Origin of the sequence: Nocardia sp. CA-290969, from assembly GCF_050936135.1 — a bacterium.
Lineage (GTDB): Bacteria > Actinomycetota > Actinomycetes > Mycobacteriales > Mycobacteriaceae > Nocardia.
Genome location: NZ_JBNJNJ010000001.1, coordinates 4,802,798 through 4,818,887 on the forward strand (window position 1 = coordinate 4,802,798; position 16,090 = coordinate 4,818,887).

Here is a 16,090-nt window from a genome sequence, read left to right on the forward strand (position 1 = left end):
TTCCCCAACGATCCCGTCGACAAGGCGTTGCCCGAGTGTACTCGAGTGCCCGGTGTTACATGTGTTACTGCGCGGCTGTGTTGCCGGCGAGTGTGGTCTCGCCGATGACCGAATCGCTGAACGGGGGCCATACTTCGCGCGACCAGTCACCGAAATTCTCGTCGCTCAACGCGACACACGCCACCTGGACCTGCGGATCCACCCAGAGGAACGTGCCCGACTGACCGAAATGACCGTATGTCCGTGGCGAGTTCGCGGTTCCGGTCCAATGCGGTGATTTACCGTCGCGGATTTCGAAACCCAGCCCCCAGTCGTTCGGCCGTTGCGAACCGAAGCCGGGCAGTACGCCGTTGCTGCCGGGAAACTGGACGGTTGTCGCGGCGGTATGGGTTTCGCCCGAAACGAGCCGCGGTTCGAGCAGTTCGGCGGCGAAACGCAGCAGATCGGCCAGGGTGGAATGCGCGCCGTGCCCCGCCGAACCGGTCAACTCGGTGGCGGACATCCCCAGCGGCTCGAAAACGGCCTCGCGCAGATACTGCGGGAACGGGATACCGGTGTGCTCGGCGACGAAATCGGCCAGCAGTTCGAAACCCGCGCTGGAATAGATTCGCTTGGCCCCGGGGCGGGCGAGGATATCGGTGGTGTCGAAGGCGACCCCCGAGGTATGCGCGAGCAGATGCCGGACGGTCGACCCAACCGGTCCCGCCGGCTGGTCGAGTTCGATCGCACCTTCTTCCACGGCGATCAGCACCGCGTACGCCGCCAGCGGTTTCGTGACCGAAGCGAGTCGGAAGACCCGGTCGCCCTCGCCCGCCGACCACGTTCCGTCTCGGGTGACCACGCCCGCCGCCGCATGCCGGACCGGCCACTGCTTGATCTGCTCGAGTGCGCGCACAAGTCGAGGTTACGAGACGCGTCCGTCAGCACGGAATTCGCCCGAGCATGATCGCACGGCGAGACCCCCGACGGATGCGGCGCGCGGCCGACCCGGATGCCACGGCCGGTTCGGCACCCGAAAGCCGGCCACGGCCGCACACCGGAGCAACCACCGGCGGGCGCTCGGAGCGACCGCGTACAGGAGACGGCAACGCGTCGGCGGCGCACTCATCGCCTGAGCAGGGTCGAGCACAGGCCGTTCGCCGCGATATCGCACTCGATCGGGGGTACCGGCGCTTTTGCTTTTCGACCCCCGTGGTCCCGCCCGCGGCGCCCAGCGCGTCCGGGCGCCGGGCGGGCCGAGTGCACGCCCGAGCGGGTGCTCGCAGCCCGCCGGGCGACTCCGCCGGCGCGGGATCAGCGGTCGGCGTCGGTGTATTTGATGATGCCGCGAATGTTCTTGCCGTCCAGCATGTCCTTGTAGCCCTGGTTGATGTCTTCCAGCGCGTAACTGCGGGTGACCATATCGTCCAGGTTCAGCTGTCCCGACTTGTACAGCGACAGCAGCTTCGGCACGTCCTGGCGGGCATTGCCGCCGCCGAAGATGCAGCCCTTGACCGTTTTCTGCAGCATGCAGAGCAGGAAGTTGTTCATCTTCACATCGAAGGCGTCCATCCGGCCCATGGAGGTGACCACCAGGGTGCCGGCCTTCGCGGTGAGGATGAGGCCCTCTTCGATGTAGGAGCCCTCCATCTCACCCATGGTGAGAATGACCTTGTCCGCCATCCGGCCCTCGGTGACCTCCATCAGCGGGGCGATGGCCTCGGTCATGCTGGCGTAGGCGTGGGTGGCACCGAATTTCATGGCCTGTTCCCGTTTCCACGGGTTCGGGTCGATGGCGACGACCTTCTGCGCCCCCGAGAGCACCGCACCCTGCAGCGCACTCATCCCGACACCACCGACACCGACGATCGCCGCGGTCTCCCCCGGCATGACGTTGGCGACGTGGGTGGAGGATCCGAAGCCGGTGGGCACACCACAGCCGACGAGGCAGGCCACCTCGAAGGGGATCTCCGGGTCGATCTTGACCACCGAGGTGTGGTGCACCGTCATGTACGGGGAGAACGTCCCGAGCAGGCACATCGGGATGACATCCTTGCCGCGGGCCTGGATGCGGAAGCTACCGTCGCTGACCGACTGCCCGGACAGCAGGCCCATGCCGAGGTCGCACAGGGCCATGTTCCCGGATACGCAGGCCGGACAGCGGCCGCAGGCCGGGATGAACGACAACACCACGTGGTCGCCGACGGCGAGGTCGGGCGGCGTATTGGGTCCCAGCTTGGTGATGACGCCCGCGCCCTCGTGGCCGCCCATCGCCGGGAACGACGGCATCGGGGTGGCACCGGTGACCATATGGTGGTCCGAATGGCACATACCGGCGGTTTCCATCCGGATCTGCACCTCACCGGCGCGGGGATCGCCGAGTTCGATTTCCTCCACGGACCACGGCTCGTCGATCCCCCACAGGATCGCGCCCTTCGTCTTCATTCGTGTCCGACCTCTCGCATGCGCGGGCTTTCATGTGACAGCCTCCACACTACGATACGAACTGGAACACGTTCTAGTGGGTTGGCGAAGAATTTCCGCGGACAACTGGTCGGCCGACCACCACGCCGCCTCCACCGCTACGCGGGCGGCGCACAATACACCCGAATCGTCCGCTTCCACCGCCGATACCGCAACAGCCGCCGGCGTCCGGCATGCTCCACCCCGCGCACAACAGTGGCCCCCGGGTACAACCGAGGGCCACCGTACCGTGTGGGGAGTGAAACTTGTTCCTACTCCATGAGGCCGCGCGCCCGCGCGAACAGCTCCAGAGTGTTGGCGTGCAGGAAATCGCCGACCTGCTTGGGCGCCTTACCGGCGAACGCCCGCGCGTAGGTACCTTCCAGCACGATGCCGAGTTTGAAGCAGGCCAGCACCGTGTACCAGGTGACGGCACTCAGGTCGCGGTCGGAGAACTTGCCGTAGTGCTCGATCATCTCCGCGCTCGACGGCAGACCTCCGGCCGCACCGAGTTTGCCGATCAGCGCGGCGCCCGAGGTGCCCGGTTCCGGCCGGGTGGCGATCTGCCAGCCCAGATCCAGCAGCGGATCGCCGATGGTCGACATCTCCCAGTCCACCAGCGCCGCTACCTCGGGGCGCTGGTAGGAGAACATGATATTGGCGAGATGGCAGTCGCCGTGCAGGATTCCGGGGGTCCAGGCGGCGGGGCGGTGGCGTTCCAGCCAGTCGGCCACCTCGGTCACACCCGGGATCTCCGGCCCGGGGTAGCCCTCGTGCGCCGAGTACGAGTCGAGTTCGTGCATCCACCGCCCGACCTGCCGCTCGAGGAAACCCTCCGGTTTGCCGTAATCGGCGAGTCCGAGCGCCAGGTAGTCGAGGGCGCCGAGGCGGGCGATGGCCTCCACCGCGGAAAGCCCCATGGCGTGCCGCGCGGCGGGGTCCGCGGCGACCTCCGCCGGCAGTTCGGTCTGCGGGTTGTAGCCCTCGATCGGTTCCATCAGATAGAACACCGCGCCCAGCACCGATTCGTCCGGTTCGGCCGCGATCACCCGGGGCGCGCGCACATCGGTCTCGGACAGCGCGCCCAGCAGCCGCGCCTCCCGCCGGATCACCTCGTTGCTCTTGGGCCGCAGATGCGCGGGCCCCCGGCGCAGCACGTAGTCCCGTCCGCCGCGGGTGAACCGCAGCATGATGTTCTGCGTACCGCCGCCGAGGGTTTTCACCTCCCGGAACTCACCACCGGGGAGCCCGCGCTCATCCATCCAGTTCCCGACCACGGCGAAATCGACGTGTTCGCGATCCACGCCTACCGGCTGCGCAACAGACATGCCTGACATTGTGCCCCACCTCGCGTATGCAACTGCGGGCAACCGACAACAGTTTGGGACACGGGTTCGGCGTAGGGTTCGGACCACGATGTCTTTCACCGCCACAGTCCAGCACCGGGTGCTCGAACGCGCCGTAGACACCGAGGCCGCCTTCCTCCGCCTCTACGGCACCTCGGACACCGCGTTCTGGCTGGACAGCGAACACGTGGAACCGGGGTTGGACCGCTTCTCCTTCCTCGGCGACGCCGGCGGCCCGCTGGCCGAGGTGGTGCGGTACCGGGTCGGCAGCGGGTTCGTCACCGTGACCGGTTCCTGTGGCCGGATCCGGCAGGAACCGGGCACCGTCCTCGACTATCTGGCCGCCACGCTGCGCACCCGCCGCCTGCCGCTGCCCGCGGAGCTGCCGTTCGACTTCGCGGGCGGTTACGTGGGCTACCTGGGCTACGAGGTCAAAGCGGAATGCGGGGGCGCGGCCGCACACCACGCGCCCACGCCCGATGCCCAGTGGATCTTCGCCGACCGGCTGGTCGTGGTCGACCACCTCGCCGGACGGACATACCTGCTGGCTCTCACCGGCGCGGGCGAAAAGGCTCGCCGGGCGACCCGAGACTGGCTGGACGCCACGGCCGCCGTACTCGCGGAGTTGCCGACCTGGTCGAATCCCCCGCCGCTCGGCGATTACCCGGGCCTACCGGAGTTCGGCGCCCAGCACCCCGCCCCGGCCGGCACTCACTCCGGCATCACCACACCCGGAGCCGACCACCGCGCCACCACACCCGGAGCCGACCACCGCTCCGCGGCGTCCGGAGCCGATCACGACCAGGCGGCGGCCGGTGTAGATGGTGAGCGTTCCGCGTTCGAGCACCATCTCGTCCGCGGCCATGCGCAGTACCTGCGCGATATCGCGGCGTGCCAGGCCGCGCTGCGCGCCGGCGAATCGTACGAGATCACGCTCACCGATCAGCTGATCCTGCCCGCCACTGCCGGCGGGCTCGAGACCTACCGCGTGCTGCGCCGCGCCAACCCCGCCCCGTATTCGGCCTACCTGCGGTTCGGCGACCTGGAAATCGCCTGCTCCTCCCCCGAACGCTTCCTGAAGATCGACCGCACCCGCACGGTCGAGACGAAACCCATCAAGGGCACCGCCCGCCGCGATCCCGACCCGGCCGTCGACGAACGGTTGCGCCGCGCGCTCACCGAGGACCCGAAAACCCGCGCGGAGAACGTGATGATCGTCGATCTGCTGCGCAACGATCTGGGCCGGGTCTGCGAGATCGGCAGTGTCCGGGTGCACCGGCTACTCGCCACCGAAACCTATTCCACCCTGCACCAACTGGTTTCCACTGTTCGCGGGACATTGCGCGCCGAGACCGATGTGATCGACTGTCTGCGCGCGTGCTTCCCCGGCGGTTCCATGACCGGCGCGCCGAAGATCCGCACCATGGCGATCATCGATGAGCTGGAAACCCAGGCGCGCGGGATCTATTCGGGCACCATCGGCTTCCTGGGCCTCGGCGGTACCGCCGACCTCAATATCGTGATCCGCACCGCGGTGCGCCATGCCGGCCGCTGGCAGATCGGCGCCGGCGGGGCGATCGTGCTGGATTCGGAGGCCGCGGCCGAATACGACGAAATGCTGCTCAAAGCCGGTGCGGTCTACCGTTCCGTGGCCGCGGTGGCCGCTGGGCGGTCCCGCCCGCCGAGCGATGTTCCGGCCGGTATCCGATAAGTAACCGCGAACAGCGCCACAATGGAGCGATGGCACAGCTCTGGGTGAAAACACATGGTGGGGACTGGCTTCGGGCCGATCAGATCATCGAAATCGGGATCGAGGCGGTGCAGTCCGCGCACGACGGCACGGGCACGGCCGAAGTAGTCGCGCGGCTGGCGGTGGCCACCGGCAGCGGGAACTGGGATTACGACCGGGGCGGCGGCACGGTCGGGCCCAGCGCGCGGGTGCTCGGCCGCTACCCCGATGCCGCGGCCGCGCAGCGGGTGGCCGATCAGCTGGTGCTGGTGCTGCTCAACGCCGCGCGCAACGCGCAGATCACCTTCGAAGGCGAAGAGGTTCTGGTCCGGCCGGTCCACGACCGCACCGATCACGACACCCCCTACAACGGCCACGCTCTCGACCCGAGCTGACCGCCACCGCTCACGGTTTACGGCGCGGCCGCTTCCGGGGCGGGTCGGGTTCGGGTTCCGGCAGGTCCGGCGCGACGATACCGGTGATCCGGCCGAGCCGGCCCACCCCGGGCAACCGGGCGAGCGCGCCGAACAGATCCTCACCCAGTGCGATCAGCGCCTCCAGCCGGGGCAACAGCCGGTCGTAGGCGGCGAAGGCGGGGTCGGCGAGGGCCAGCGTGCGGTCGAGACGGTCCGCCGTGGCATTGAGCCGGTCGATGGCGGTGGACAGATTGTCCAGCAGATCGGGCAGTTGCGCGGCCAGCTGCGCCGAGGCCGGTGGCAGCCGCACCGCCGTATCGAAGGCCTGGCCCGCGGTGAGTTGCGCGGCCTCCAGCGCCTGACCCGCGGCGGATTGCGCCGCGTCCACCGCCGACTGCGCGGCGGCCAGCACATCGGCGGGCGTGGGCACCCGGCGCGCCCCCGGCCGGTTCGCTGACCTCTTGTCCCCCGGCTGTACCGGATCGGGCATACGACAACTCTGCCGCATCCACCCCGAACAAGGCCATGACCTGCGCGCCTGCGGGCGTGTCGGGTGCGCATGGCATAGTGCGACGACGATGGAACTGAGCAAGGGCGCCAATACGCCGATACCGACATCTCTTCTGGCCGTGGTGATTTCCTGGCGGTCCGAACATGTGGTGGACGCGCACGCCCTGCTGCTGCGCGGCGACGGGACGGTCCGCGACGACAAGGACCTGGTCTTCTACAACGCGCCCCGGCACATCTCCCAGGCCGTCACCCTGGACCAGGATCCCGCGCCCGGTACGGCCCGGCTCAGCGTCTCGCTGCCGCGGACGGAAGCCGAAGTGGACCGGATCGTGGTGTCGGGATCACTGGAAACCGCCGATTTCACCCAGCTCGACGACCTGTCTCTCACCGTGCACGCCGTGGACGGTCCGGTCGCCCGGTTCGCCGTCACCGATACCGAGGCGGTGACGGCCATGATGTTCGGCGAGTTCTACCGCCGCGACAGGGGCTGGCGTTTCCGCGCCGTCGGCCAGGGCTGGGCGTCCGGAATGGCGGGCCTGGTCACGGAGTTCGGGATCCAGGTCGACGATCCGCCGCCGGGTCCGCCGGGTGGCGCACAGCGCCCGCGCACACCGGCCGACCGCACCGGCCCCACTGCGACGGACTCGGACAGCGGACGAGCGCTCGGCGCCGGCGCACGCCCTTCGGGCGGTCCCGGAGAGGCGGGCGCCGTTGTCACCACGGCCCAGGCACCCCATGGGGACCCACCACTCGGCAGCGGTGGACCCGCACCCACGGCCACCCTCCCGAGCCGGCCGGAGCCGGCACGCTCGGCAATCCGGCGCACCGAACCGGGGCGGGGAACACCCTCCGGCGCGATTGCGGCAGGCGAGTCCGCAGAACCCGCACAACCGGCAACTCGGCGCGGCGGTTTCGATCCGCGGGAGCAAGCGCACCCCCGGGCGAACGGAGCGACCCCGGCCGGAGCGACCCCGGCCGGATCGGCGGACGCCGGAGCCATGGTGGATCGCAGCCGGTCCGGCGAGCACGGCGGTGCAGACCAGGCACCCGAGAGGCATCCCGGTAATGCCCACTACCGGCTCGACGAGCGGCCCGGGGCCGGTATCGCCCCCGCCCCCTGGGATCGTTTCGCCGAACCACAACCGACCCGGCGCACACCGGGCACCGTGACGCTCCGCCGGCTCACCGTGCCCGAACCCACCCCTGTCGAACCGCCGCCGGGGTCGGGCCGCGCCGACTGGTACCGCGACCCCACCGAGCCGACCTTGTTCCGCTGGTGGGACGGCGAAAACTGGACCTCCGACACCCGGCCCACCGCCCGCCCGCATCCGCACGACTGCGACCGCTGCGGGGCCCGCCGCCGGCGCCGGGTCTTCGGCGGACATCATCCCTGCGCCGCGTGTGCCGCGCAGACCGAGGAATTCCTGATCCACTGGCATACCCGCGCCGCGCGGGTGCTCGCCGCGTCAGGACCGCGCGGTGCCGAATGGGATGCGCTGTGGGCGTCGCTGCGCTATCAGCGGATCGACGAATCGGCCGCCCGGGCGGCGCTGCAACCGGAGGCGTGGCAGTACGTGGAGCGGCGGGTCGCGTTCGCCTTCGCCGACGGGCAGATCTCGGCACAGGAGTACGACGAGTTCGACCATGCCGTCACCGAACTGGGCTTGACCGGCCGCCCGATCGACGATCTGCGCGCCCGGATGGTGCGGGGCCGGGCCCTGTCCCGGCTGCGCGAGGGCGATCTGCCGACGGTGCGTACCCCGGATCTGCATCTGGACGCCGAGGAGCTGGTCTACCTCGATATCGGCGCCACTCATATCCGGGAACTGGCCCGCGGGCCCAAGCACACCGACGGCCGGTTGATCGTGAGCACCAAGAAATTACGTTTCGTGGGGTCCGGCGCCGGTGTGGAGATCCCGTGGTCGCGGATCGTCTCGGTATCGGCCGAGTACGAGACGGTCGTCGTCGCGGCCACCTCGGCGCGCGGTGGCGCGAGTTTCGCCGTCGCCGATCCGGAATATCTCGCCGCCGCGCTGGAGGGTGCGCTGCGGATCGCCAAACGGCTGGTACTGGCTCCCGGTCAGCGTGATTCGCGCAGTATCCCGCAGGAGGTCAAGGCCGAGGTGTGGCAGCGCGACGGCGGTCGCTGCGTGGAATGTGGAGAGGGCCACTACCTCGAATTCGACCACATCATCCCGCTCAGCCGCGGCGGCGCCACCAGCGCCGCCAACCTCCAGATCCTGTGCCGCGGATGCAATCGGGACAAGGGCGCCAATATCTGAGTGCCCGCGCGTATCCCGTCCGCACCGTCCGGCTCCGCATCGGGTAGCCGGCAAGGTGGCGGCCTCGTTGTTGCTCAGGGTTCGAGCGGCGGCGGGAACCATTGCTTGTCCAGTACCCGCTGGTCCGGTTCGTACAGGCGCATGACCAGCGAGAACTGTCCTTGGTCGGGGATCGGCAGCCAATTCTGCCGCGGCACGTCCGGCCCCGGATCGGTGGCCTGGACCAGGATCTCGATCGTCCCGTCGGGCGCCGCCACCGGTGCGACCGGATGACCCACCGTATGCAGATCCGCCGGGTTCTGCACGAGATAGCCCTGATTGTCGTAGGCGGTGAGCGACCAGAACGCGGCCACCGGTGGCGCCTGCCCGGGCGGGAACCGCAAGGTGAACTCCAGCGGGGTGCCGTCGTCGTCGGCCTCGCCGAACAGCGCCGGATATACCACGACCACCGCCAGGTTCGCGCCGACTCCGCGGTTCGCGGTCGCCGCCCGCAACAGATAGTTGGTGCCGTAGCGGCCGACGTTCAGGTCCACCACCCAGCCGTTGCGCAACAGGCTGCCCGGGTCCACATAGGCCGCGATCTTGCTTTTCGCCGCGTCGACGCCCGCATCGAGTTCGCCCGTGCTCACCCCCTCCGGTGCACCGCCCGGCCGGATACCGATGGTGGCGAACCGCCGCATCGCGGGCTCGTCGGCCGCCGCGGGCGGATTGTCCTCCATGAGTTCGCACATGCGCTCGAAGTACTCGCGGGACGGCATCTTCCTCAGGGTGTCCAGGCCCGCCGATTCCGACCAATCCTGGTTCTCCGGAATCGAATCGGATTCCGCGGCGGCGGGGGTGGTCCAGGCACTGAGCGGGGCCAGACGCAGCCGGGACTGGATGGCGCGCACGGCCGGCACGTCCGACGGGCCGCGTACCTCGATCCGCCCGTACAGCCAAGCGTCCGCGGTGGGCACCGGCAGCTGCACCGTCCCCGGCGGAAGTTCGCCCTTCCAGCCCGGTCCGGTGACGGCGTAGGTGAACGGCGCGGACGCACCCGGTTCCACCTGGGGTTGCAGGCTGGTGGGCGTGAACACGGTATTGGACCAGGCGTCGAGGACCTGCATCACCCAATACCGGTCCTCGATCTCCGGCACTTCGAACAGGACGGGTTCCTCCCGCAGGTCCAGCCAGGCCACCGAAAACAAATTGTCCAAATCGATCTGGACCACGGTGCGCTGACTGGCCGCGGGCAGGCTGGAGGTGTGCTGGAACCGGTTGGCCGAGCTGAACTGCAGCGCGCGACCGCGGATCGTATCGATCAGCATGAGCGGATAGCCGAAAACGTACGCGTCGGACGCCACTTCGCGGCGATCGGCCGGTGTGCCCGACGGCATGATCTCGGTATCGTCGCCGGTTTCCCCGCAGGCCGCCAGCCCGGTCGTCGCGAGCAGGCCCAGCAGCGCACGCCGGGACATCCGGAACCGGTCGGGTGCCGAACCACGCCGCGAACTACCGGATACCGCCGCCGGGGCCTCGCCCATGCGCATTCTCCCTGCTCATCGCCGTCGACTGGACCGCTTTGCAGGATACGCCCAGGATTAGCCGAACCGTTGCCGCCACGGTCGGCGCGGCTGTTCTCACATGGTGAGCACGGTGTTCATGATGGTGCCGGCACTGGTGGCGACGACACCGCCGATCATGGCACCGGCCACCATCTTCGGCGATTGCATCGAGCTGCCGGACCATTTTTCCCAGGCGAACTTGCCGCCGGCGTAGACAATGCTCACCGTTCCGGACAGGATCGCCAGCCAGGTCGCGTAACGGACGAACTCCATGATCTTGTCCGCCAGCGGCGGCGGTTCCGGAGTGGGATTGCTGACCTGTGCGTATACCGATACCGCGTCGACAACCGACGCCGCGATGATGCTCACCGTCTGCTCCCTCACCTCTGTTTGCGGGCACTGCGACCCCACCTCCATCATCCAGACGCAGCCGGGCAGGGCGCAAGTTCTTGCCGCGCATCGTCTTTCGCGCTATAACCGCTGATGCCCCCGGATCCCTCCCCGGAACTGGGATTACTGCGACCATCCCGGCGAGCGGTTACGATGCGTGTGCGTTCCCGCCCTCCCCGAACACAGAGTGAGCTGCGAGATGATACTGGCCGCCGTCACCGATACGCTCCTGGCGCAAATCGGCAATCCCACCCCACAAGCCCCACCGCTGGCGGACAAGATCATGCAGCTGGTGCAGTATCTGACCTGGTTCGTCCTGCTCGCCGGTATCTGCGCGATCATCTACGCCGGCGGCCGGTTCGCCTGGGAGAAATGGTCCGGTGGCGGCCTCGAATCACCGAAGATGGTGGCCGGTGCCATGATCGGCGGCGTGGTCGCCACCAGTGCGGGCACCATCATGAACGCGGTGATCGGCTGAGCCGCTCGCCCGCAATCGATTCCGCTCGAGGTCGGCACATCGGGCCCGGGCGCGGTCCGGACGACCGCCCGGACCTGCGGTGATCCGCTCGGATCGAGCCGCTGACACCGCCGAATGATGGCCGATTTCCGCTATCGAAAATATGTTCGATTTGCGGTAGCGTGACCCGCATGCCCGAACTCGCGCCCATCCCGTTCGCCCGGCTCAACCTCGAACAGGTACGGGAACGACTGCTCGCCGCGGCGGCCTTCGGCGAGGTGCTGTCGCCCGATCAGCTCGAGGCTCTGGCCGGCAAGCTCAGCGCCGGGCTGAGCATCTACATCGAGGCGACGCAGAACAGCTCGCCGCGGGCCCACCGCCCGGCGCCGCCCGGGCGCGCCTGCCTGGATTTCCGCGGGCCCCGGCACTGAACCCCGGCCGCCGCGAGGATCGCGGAGCCGGGACTCGGTGCCGGGTGCGCGGCCGCGCTACTCGCGGGGATCGGATTCGTCGTCGTCCACCGTTTCGACCGGCGTGGTGACCAGCGCGAATTCGCCTTCGTGCAGGGCCGTCCCCTGCACCACCGCACCCTCGACGAGTTCCACACCGAGGTTCTCCCGCATGATGATCGGATCGCGGCGCACATCGCGGTACAGCGATACGCACATCATCACCATGACGATCATGAACGGCAGCGCGACCACGGTGGTGAGGGCCTGCAACCCGGTCAACGCACCGCCCAGATCATCGGAATCGGCGATCACCAGCATGATCGCGGCTACAGCGCCGGTGGCCGTACCCCAGAAGATTACCGTGACCCGCGACGGTTCGATACTGCCGCGCTCGGACAGTGTGCCCATCACGATCGAGGCCGCGTCGGCACCGGAGACGAAGAAGATACCCACCAGGATCATCACCAGCACGGTGGTGATCGAGGTCAGCGGATATTCGTCGAGCAGATGGAACAGCGCGAAATCGGGGTTCACACTGCCGTCCGGTTCGGTGAGGTCGTGGTTCTCGCTCTGCTGCCGGATCGCCGCACCGCCGAAAACCGCGAACCACACCAGGCTCACCAGGCTCGGCACCAGCAGGACACCGGCCACGAACTGGCGGATGGTGCGGCCGCGGCTGATCCGGGCGATGAACATACCGACGAAGGGGGTCCAGGAAATCCACCACGCCCAGTAGAAGATGGTCCAGCTCGACAGCCACTTCTCCATTTCCTCGCCACCGGCGATCCCGGTGCGCGAGGCCATGGTGGGCAATTCACCGATGTAGTCGCCGAGGGCGGTGGGCAGGAAGTTCAGCATGAACAGGGTGGGTCCGGCGACGAAGACGAAACCCGCCAGCACCACGGCCAGCACCATGTTGATATTCGACAGCCACTGGATGCCGCGCGCGATCCCGGAGACCGCGGAGAGGACGAAGGCGATCGTCAGCCCGGTGATCACCAGCACCAGGCCGAGTTTCGCGACGGTGTCGATATAGCCGTTGAATTCGAGTCCGGCGCCGATCTGCAGGGCACCCAGGCCCAGCGAGGCCGCCGAACCGAACAGCGTCGCGAAGATCGCCATCATATCGATGGCCTTACCGCCCAGCCCTTCCGCGACCCGCTTGCCGAGCAGCGGCCGGAATACCGACGAGAACAGCTGGGAACGGCCGCGGCGGAAGGTGGAGTAGGCGATGGCGAGCCCGGCGACCGCGTAGATCGCCCACGGGTGCAGGGTCCAGTGGAACAGCGTGGTGGCCAGCGCGACCTCACTGGCCTCCGGGCTCCCGGGCGCGGCGGTACCCGGCGGCGGGGAGGTGAAATGAGTCAGCGGTTCGGCGACGCCCCAGAACATCAGGCCGATACCCATCCCGGCGCTGAACATCATCGCGATCCAGGAGACCGTCCGGAATTCCGGTGTCTCGTCGTCGGCACCGAGCGGAATCTTGCCGTAGCGGCTGAGGGCCAGCCAGATCACGTAGACGACGAACGAGGTGGCGACCAGCACGAACAACCACCCGGTATTGGTGATCACCCAGGCCTGCGCGTTGGAGGCGACCCGCGCCAGGCTCTCCTGGTCGATGGCTCCCCACAGGACGAAGGCCACCGCCCCGATCGAGGTGATCCCGAAGACCAGCCGGTCGATTCCGCGCTTGCGCAGCGCCGGTCTGCCTTCCGGGGAGCCCGGCAGACCGCCTTCGGGCGTCGCTGGGCCTGATCCGGCGTCGATCACCATGGACGAGTCCTTTCAGATCGCACTCCTGCGTTCCGCACACGACCACGCACACCACGGGGACCAGCCGTTATTCGGTCCTCGCCTGCGCCCGCGCCGCATTGCCGAACGGATGTACCGGGAAAAACCGTACCGCCCCGTCCGGTCCGCGAGGTACCGAACACGATCCGGCAGGTTTCGTGGCGGCGATCGAGACCTCGCCGCAACGGGCCGCCGGACGGCCGGGCGCCGCAGCGCAGCGGGCGCGCAGGCGGGAATCGGACTTGCACGATACAACGAGTATGTATGATGCAACACACTCCCGGCGGCGTGGTATAACGACTGGCGGGACGCCCGCCGAGCCCGAGGGCAGAAGCAGACGAGCAGGACACCCGCCATGGACAAGCCGACCCATCTCATCGAATTCGAAACCATGCTGCTGGGGCGGCACAGTCTCAACGCGCACCTACGCCGGCCCGACCATCTGGACCGCAGCGCCTACCTGGTGCTGAGCCGGCTGTGGATCGAAGGCCCCATGTCCATCGGCGAACTGGCCGAAGCCTTCGGCCTGGACACCTCGACCGTGCACCGGCAGACGGCGGCCATGATGAAAGCGGACCTGGTCGAACGTATTCCCGACCCGGCGGGTGGGGTGGCGCGGAAATTCCGGATCACCGCGGAAGGGGAACGCCGGCTGCGGACCGACCGCGAATACAACGTCAACGCGCTCGACCGGGTGCTGCGCGGGTGGAGCGAGCAGGACGTCCGGGCTTTCGCCGCCTACCTCGAGCGGTTCAACACCGATCTCGAACAGCTCGAGGCACGGCCTTGGCCGCGACCCACCCCTACCGAACCGGGCCGGTAGCACGCGCCGTCAGAACCGCGACATATCGACCTGCCGCCGCACATTGGACACCGCGGTGACCACCGCCGTCCCCAGCGGCCCGGTGCGGTCGTAGAGGGCGACGGTGCCGACCGATATCCCGGCCACCCCCACCTGGTCCTGTGCCAGCACACCGATACCCGGGCCGATGGGCAGCCGCGCCAGGGTCAGGGTCACATCGGAATTGATGTAGCCGATACCGGCGCTGCCCCAGTTGGTCATGAAACTCGCCGCGTCACCGGCCATCGCGGCGCGCTGGAAGGGGGTCACCGGATCGCCCGCCACCACCGGCAGCATGTTCTGCCAGATGGCCTTGCGTTCGGCGTTCTGGGAGGCGGCGAAATCGCGGGTCCATTCGCCGTCGCCGCTCTTGAACAGCGGGTGCGCACCGGCCTCGGAGGTATCCGGGATATCGGGAACCGGGAGGTCGCGGCCGGGCTGCCAGAGGTCGCCCGCGGGCACCTCACCGGTGCGCAGATAGACCACGGTCGCACGCGAACGCACCTCGTCGTGCTGCACCAGCTCGGCGTCGATCACGCAGATGCGCTTGCCCTCCCGGACCACCGTGCTGCGCAGCGATGTGGGTTCGTCGGCCACCGGGCTGAACAGGTCGACGGTGAGCCGAGCCGGAACGAACTCCTGCCCGGGCGACCGCGTTTCCAGTTCGCGGGCCAGCAGCCCGCAGATCGCCGGACCGCCCACCTGGGTGGGGCTCCAGCTGGATATGGCAACCCGGGTGGGCAGGAACTGCTCACCTTCTCTGGTGAAGAATGCCAACACGGTATCGACTCCTCTCGCGGCAACCCGCACCAGAATTACAACACGTTCTAGTTTCCGCTGGTGAGGAGGTACCCCGGCAGCAGCACCGAGACCACTCGCCCGCCACCGCCCGCGGCCCCCGTTCGGCCACCGGCAGGATCCCGCCGTCGGGCCGGGCCGAACCACCCACTGCGCACCTGCTGACCCTCGGCACCACCGCGTGCACCCACCGCCGCCCTTGTTACGCGCGGGCTGCCGTAACCCCCCGGGCATGCCCGGCGATCCCGCGACCGGGATACCGGCGCCGGCGGCGGCCGGTCGACCGGCGCCCAGGCGCTGACGCCCTACGGCGAACCGGGCACAAACGCCCCGACGACTCCGGCGGCGACCGGCCGGTCAGGCACCGGAGGTGCCCATGAGGGCGTCTGCCGAGTCCGCGACCGTGGCGACGTCTCCGTGCCAGCCCAGGACCCGCAGGACCGCCTCCGCGATGGCACCTCGCGTATCGGCCGATACCGCACCCTCGTCCGAACGGATGTTGATCACGGTCTCCACCAGGCGGAACGGGATGGCCGACGCTTCCGCGACACCTCCCGCGCCGATTTCGGCGACGACGCGGGCCGCCAGCGATTCGTAACTTTCACGCAGCCTGTCGCGGCGCACCCGGAATTGCGCGAACCGCTCGCCGCGCAACTCCGGCAGGAAGTACAGCGCGCCGACATTCCACCGTGCGGCGCACAACTGCTCGATATCGAAACGCGCCAGCGCATACAACCGCACGGCGGCCGGCTCGCCGCTTTCACTCAGCCGGGCGGCCAGTTCCGCCGCCTCGGCGATGGTTTCGCCGAGCAGGGCGTCGAGAATATCGTCCTTGGCGGCGAAGTGATGGTAGAGCGAGGCCTGCCGGATCCCCACCGCTTCGGCGATCGCCCGCGTGGAGGTGCTGCCGTAGCCGTTGGTGGTGAACAGTTCGGCGGCGGCGTCGAGGATTTCGGCACGCGGCGTACGCCCTTGCCGCCGCCGCGCCTCGAGACGCGGCCGGCCCGGACCGAGTTGGGTCATACACCCATTGTCGCCGCCGCCGGTCCCTCGCCGGCCCCGGCCGGTACTCCACCGCCGCCGGGGATCGAG

Annotated in this window: 15 protein-coding genes; 6 read left to right on the forward strand and 9 right to left on the reverse strand. The window is 68.7% G+C overall.

The features are described from left to right. Positions 1–64: 64 nt before the first annotated feature. The 3 genes from ACQEVO_RS22000 to ACQEVO_RS22010 form a co-directional block, all read right to left on the reverse strand. Entirely contained in the window at positions 65–895 is an 831-nt protein-coding gene (locus ACQEVO_RS22000; protein ID WP_432916143.1) for a serine hydrolase domain-containing protein, read from the reverse strand. Between the two features lie 398 nt (positions 896–1,293). Continuing rightward, positions 1,294–2,424 carry an NDMA-dependent alcohol dehydrogenase gene (locus tag ACQEVO_RS22005; RefSeq protein ID WP_432916146.1) on the reverse strand — a complete coding sequence of 377 codons (1,131 nt, stop codon included), beginning with the start codon at positions 2,422–2,424 and terminating at the stop codon, positions 1,294–1,296. A 290-nt stretch (positions 2,425–2,714) separates the two neighbouring features. Continuing rightward, positions 2,715–3,779: a phosphotransferase family protein gene (locus tag ACQEVO_RS22010; protein WP_432916148.1), complete on the reverse strand. Its 1,065-nt coding sequence runs from the start codon at positions 3,777–3,779 to the stop codon at positions 2,715–2,717. Between the two features lie 79 nt (positions 3,780–3,858). Here ACQEVO_RS22010 and pabB point away from each other — a divergent pair, with 79 nt between their 5' ends. Continuing rightward, the gene (pabB, locus tag ACQEVO_RS22015) at positions 3,859–5,499 is read left to right on the forward strand and encodes an aminodeoxychorismate synthase component I (protein WP_432916151.1); all 1,641 of its coding nucleotides are present in this window, start codon (positions 3,859–3,861) and stop codon (positions 5,497–5,499) included. Positions 5,500–5,528: 29 nt separating this feature from the next. Further along, positions 5,529–5,912, forward strand: coding sequence for a hypothetical protein (locus ACQEVO_RS22020; protein WP_432916154.1), 384 nt, complete (start codon positions 5,529–5,531; stop codon positions 5,910–5,912). 10 nt (positions 5,913–5,922) lie between these two features. Here the strand turns inward: ACQEVO_RS22020 and ACQEVO_RS22025 are convergent, their stop codons facing one another. Next, on the reverse strand, positions 5,923–6,423 hold the full coding sequence (locus ACQEVO_RS22025) for a hypothetical protein (RefSeq protein WP_432916156.1): 501 nt from the start codon (positions 6,421–6,423) through the stop codon (positions 5,923–5,925). A gap of 88 nt (positions 6,424–6,511) precedes the next feature. Here ACQEVO_RS22025 and ACQEVO_RS22030 point away from each other — a divergent pair, with 88 nt between their 5' ends. Further along, the gene (locus ACQEVO_RS22030; RefSeq protein ID WP_432916159.1) at positions 6,512–8,725 is read left to right on the forward strand and encodes a TerD family protein; all 2,214 of its coding nucleotides are present in this window, start codon (positions 6,512–6,514) and stop codon (positions 8,723–8,725) included. A gap of 74 nt (positions 8,726–8,799) precedes the next feature. On the opposite strand, the gene ACQEVO_RS22035 is transcribed toward ACQEVO_RS22030, so the two are convergent. Together ACQEVO_RS22035 and ACQEVO_RS22040 are read right to left on the reverse strand one after the other, a co-directional pair. Then, positions 8,800–10,248: a DUF1254 domain-containing protein gene (locus tag ACQEVO_RS22035; protein WP_432916162.1), complete on the reverse strand. Its 1,449-nt coding sequence runs from the start codon at positions 10,246–10,248 to the stop codon at positions 8,800–8,802. A 96-nt stretch (positions 10,249–10,344) separates the two neighbouring features. Beyond that, positions 10,345–10,638, reverse strand: a complete 294-nt coding sequence (locus ACQEVO_RS22040) for a hypothetical protein (RefSeq protein WP_280396852.1) — start codon at positions 10,636–10,638, stop codon at positions 10,345–10,347. Between the two features lie 220 nt (positions 10,639–10,858). Between ACQEVO_RS22040 and ACQEVO_RS22045 the strand changes: the two genes are divergently transcribed. Next, entirely contained in the window at positions 10,859–11,137 is a 279-nt protein-coding gene (locus tag ACQEVO_RS22045) for a hypothetical protein (RefSeq protein ID WP_432916165.1), read from the forward strand. A 170-nt stretch (positions 11,138–11,307) separates the two neighbouring features. Then, on the forward strand, positions 11,308–11,547 hold the full coding sequence (locus tag ACQEVO_RS22050; RefSeq protein ID WP_432916168.1) for a DUF6374 family protein: 240 nt from the start codon (positions 11,308–11,310) through the stop codon (positions 11,545–11,547). A gap of 57 nt (positions 11,548–11,604) precedes the next feature. On the opposite strand, the gene ACQEVO_RS22055 is transcribed toward ACQEVO_RS22050, so the two are convergent. Next, a complete protein-coding gene (locus ACQEVO_RS22055) occupies positions 11,605–13,341 on the reverse strand; it encodes a BCCT family transporter (protein WP_432916171.1) in 1,737 nt (578 codons plus the stop codon). Positions 13,342–13,714: 373 nt separating this feature from the next. Here ACQEVO_RS22055 and ACQEVO_RS22060 point away from each other — a divergent pair, with 373 nt between their 5' ends. Beyond that, a complete protein-coding gene (locus tag ACQEVO_RS22060) occupies positions 13,715–14,182 on the forward strand; it encodes a MarR family winged helix-turn-helix transcriptional regulator (protein ID WP_432916174.1) in 468 nt (155 codons plus the stop codon). Positions 14,183–14,191: 9 nt separating this feature from the next. On the opposite strand, the gene ACQEVO_RS22065 is transcribed toward ACQEVO_RS22060, so the two are convergent. Together ACQEVO_RS22065 and ACQEVO_RS22070 are read right to left on the reverse strand one after the other, a co-directional pair. Then, positions 14,192–14,980, reverse strand: a complete 789-nt coding sequence (locus ACQEVO_RS22065) for an acyl-CoA thioesterase domain-containing protein (RefSeq protein ID WP_432916177.1) — start codon at positions 14,978–14,980, stop codon at positions 14,192–14,194. Between the two features lie 375 nt (positions 14,981–15,355). Continuing rightward, positions 15,356–16,021, reverse strand: a complete 666-nt coding sequence (locus ACQEVO_RS22070; RefSeq protein ID WP_432916180.1) for a TetR/AcrR family transcriptional regulator — start codon at positions 16,019–16,021, stop codon at positions 15,356–15,358. Positions 16,022–16,090 lie beyond the last annotated feature (69 nt).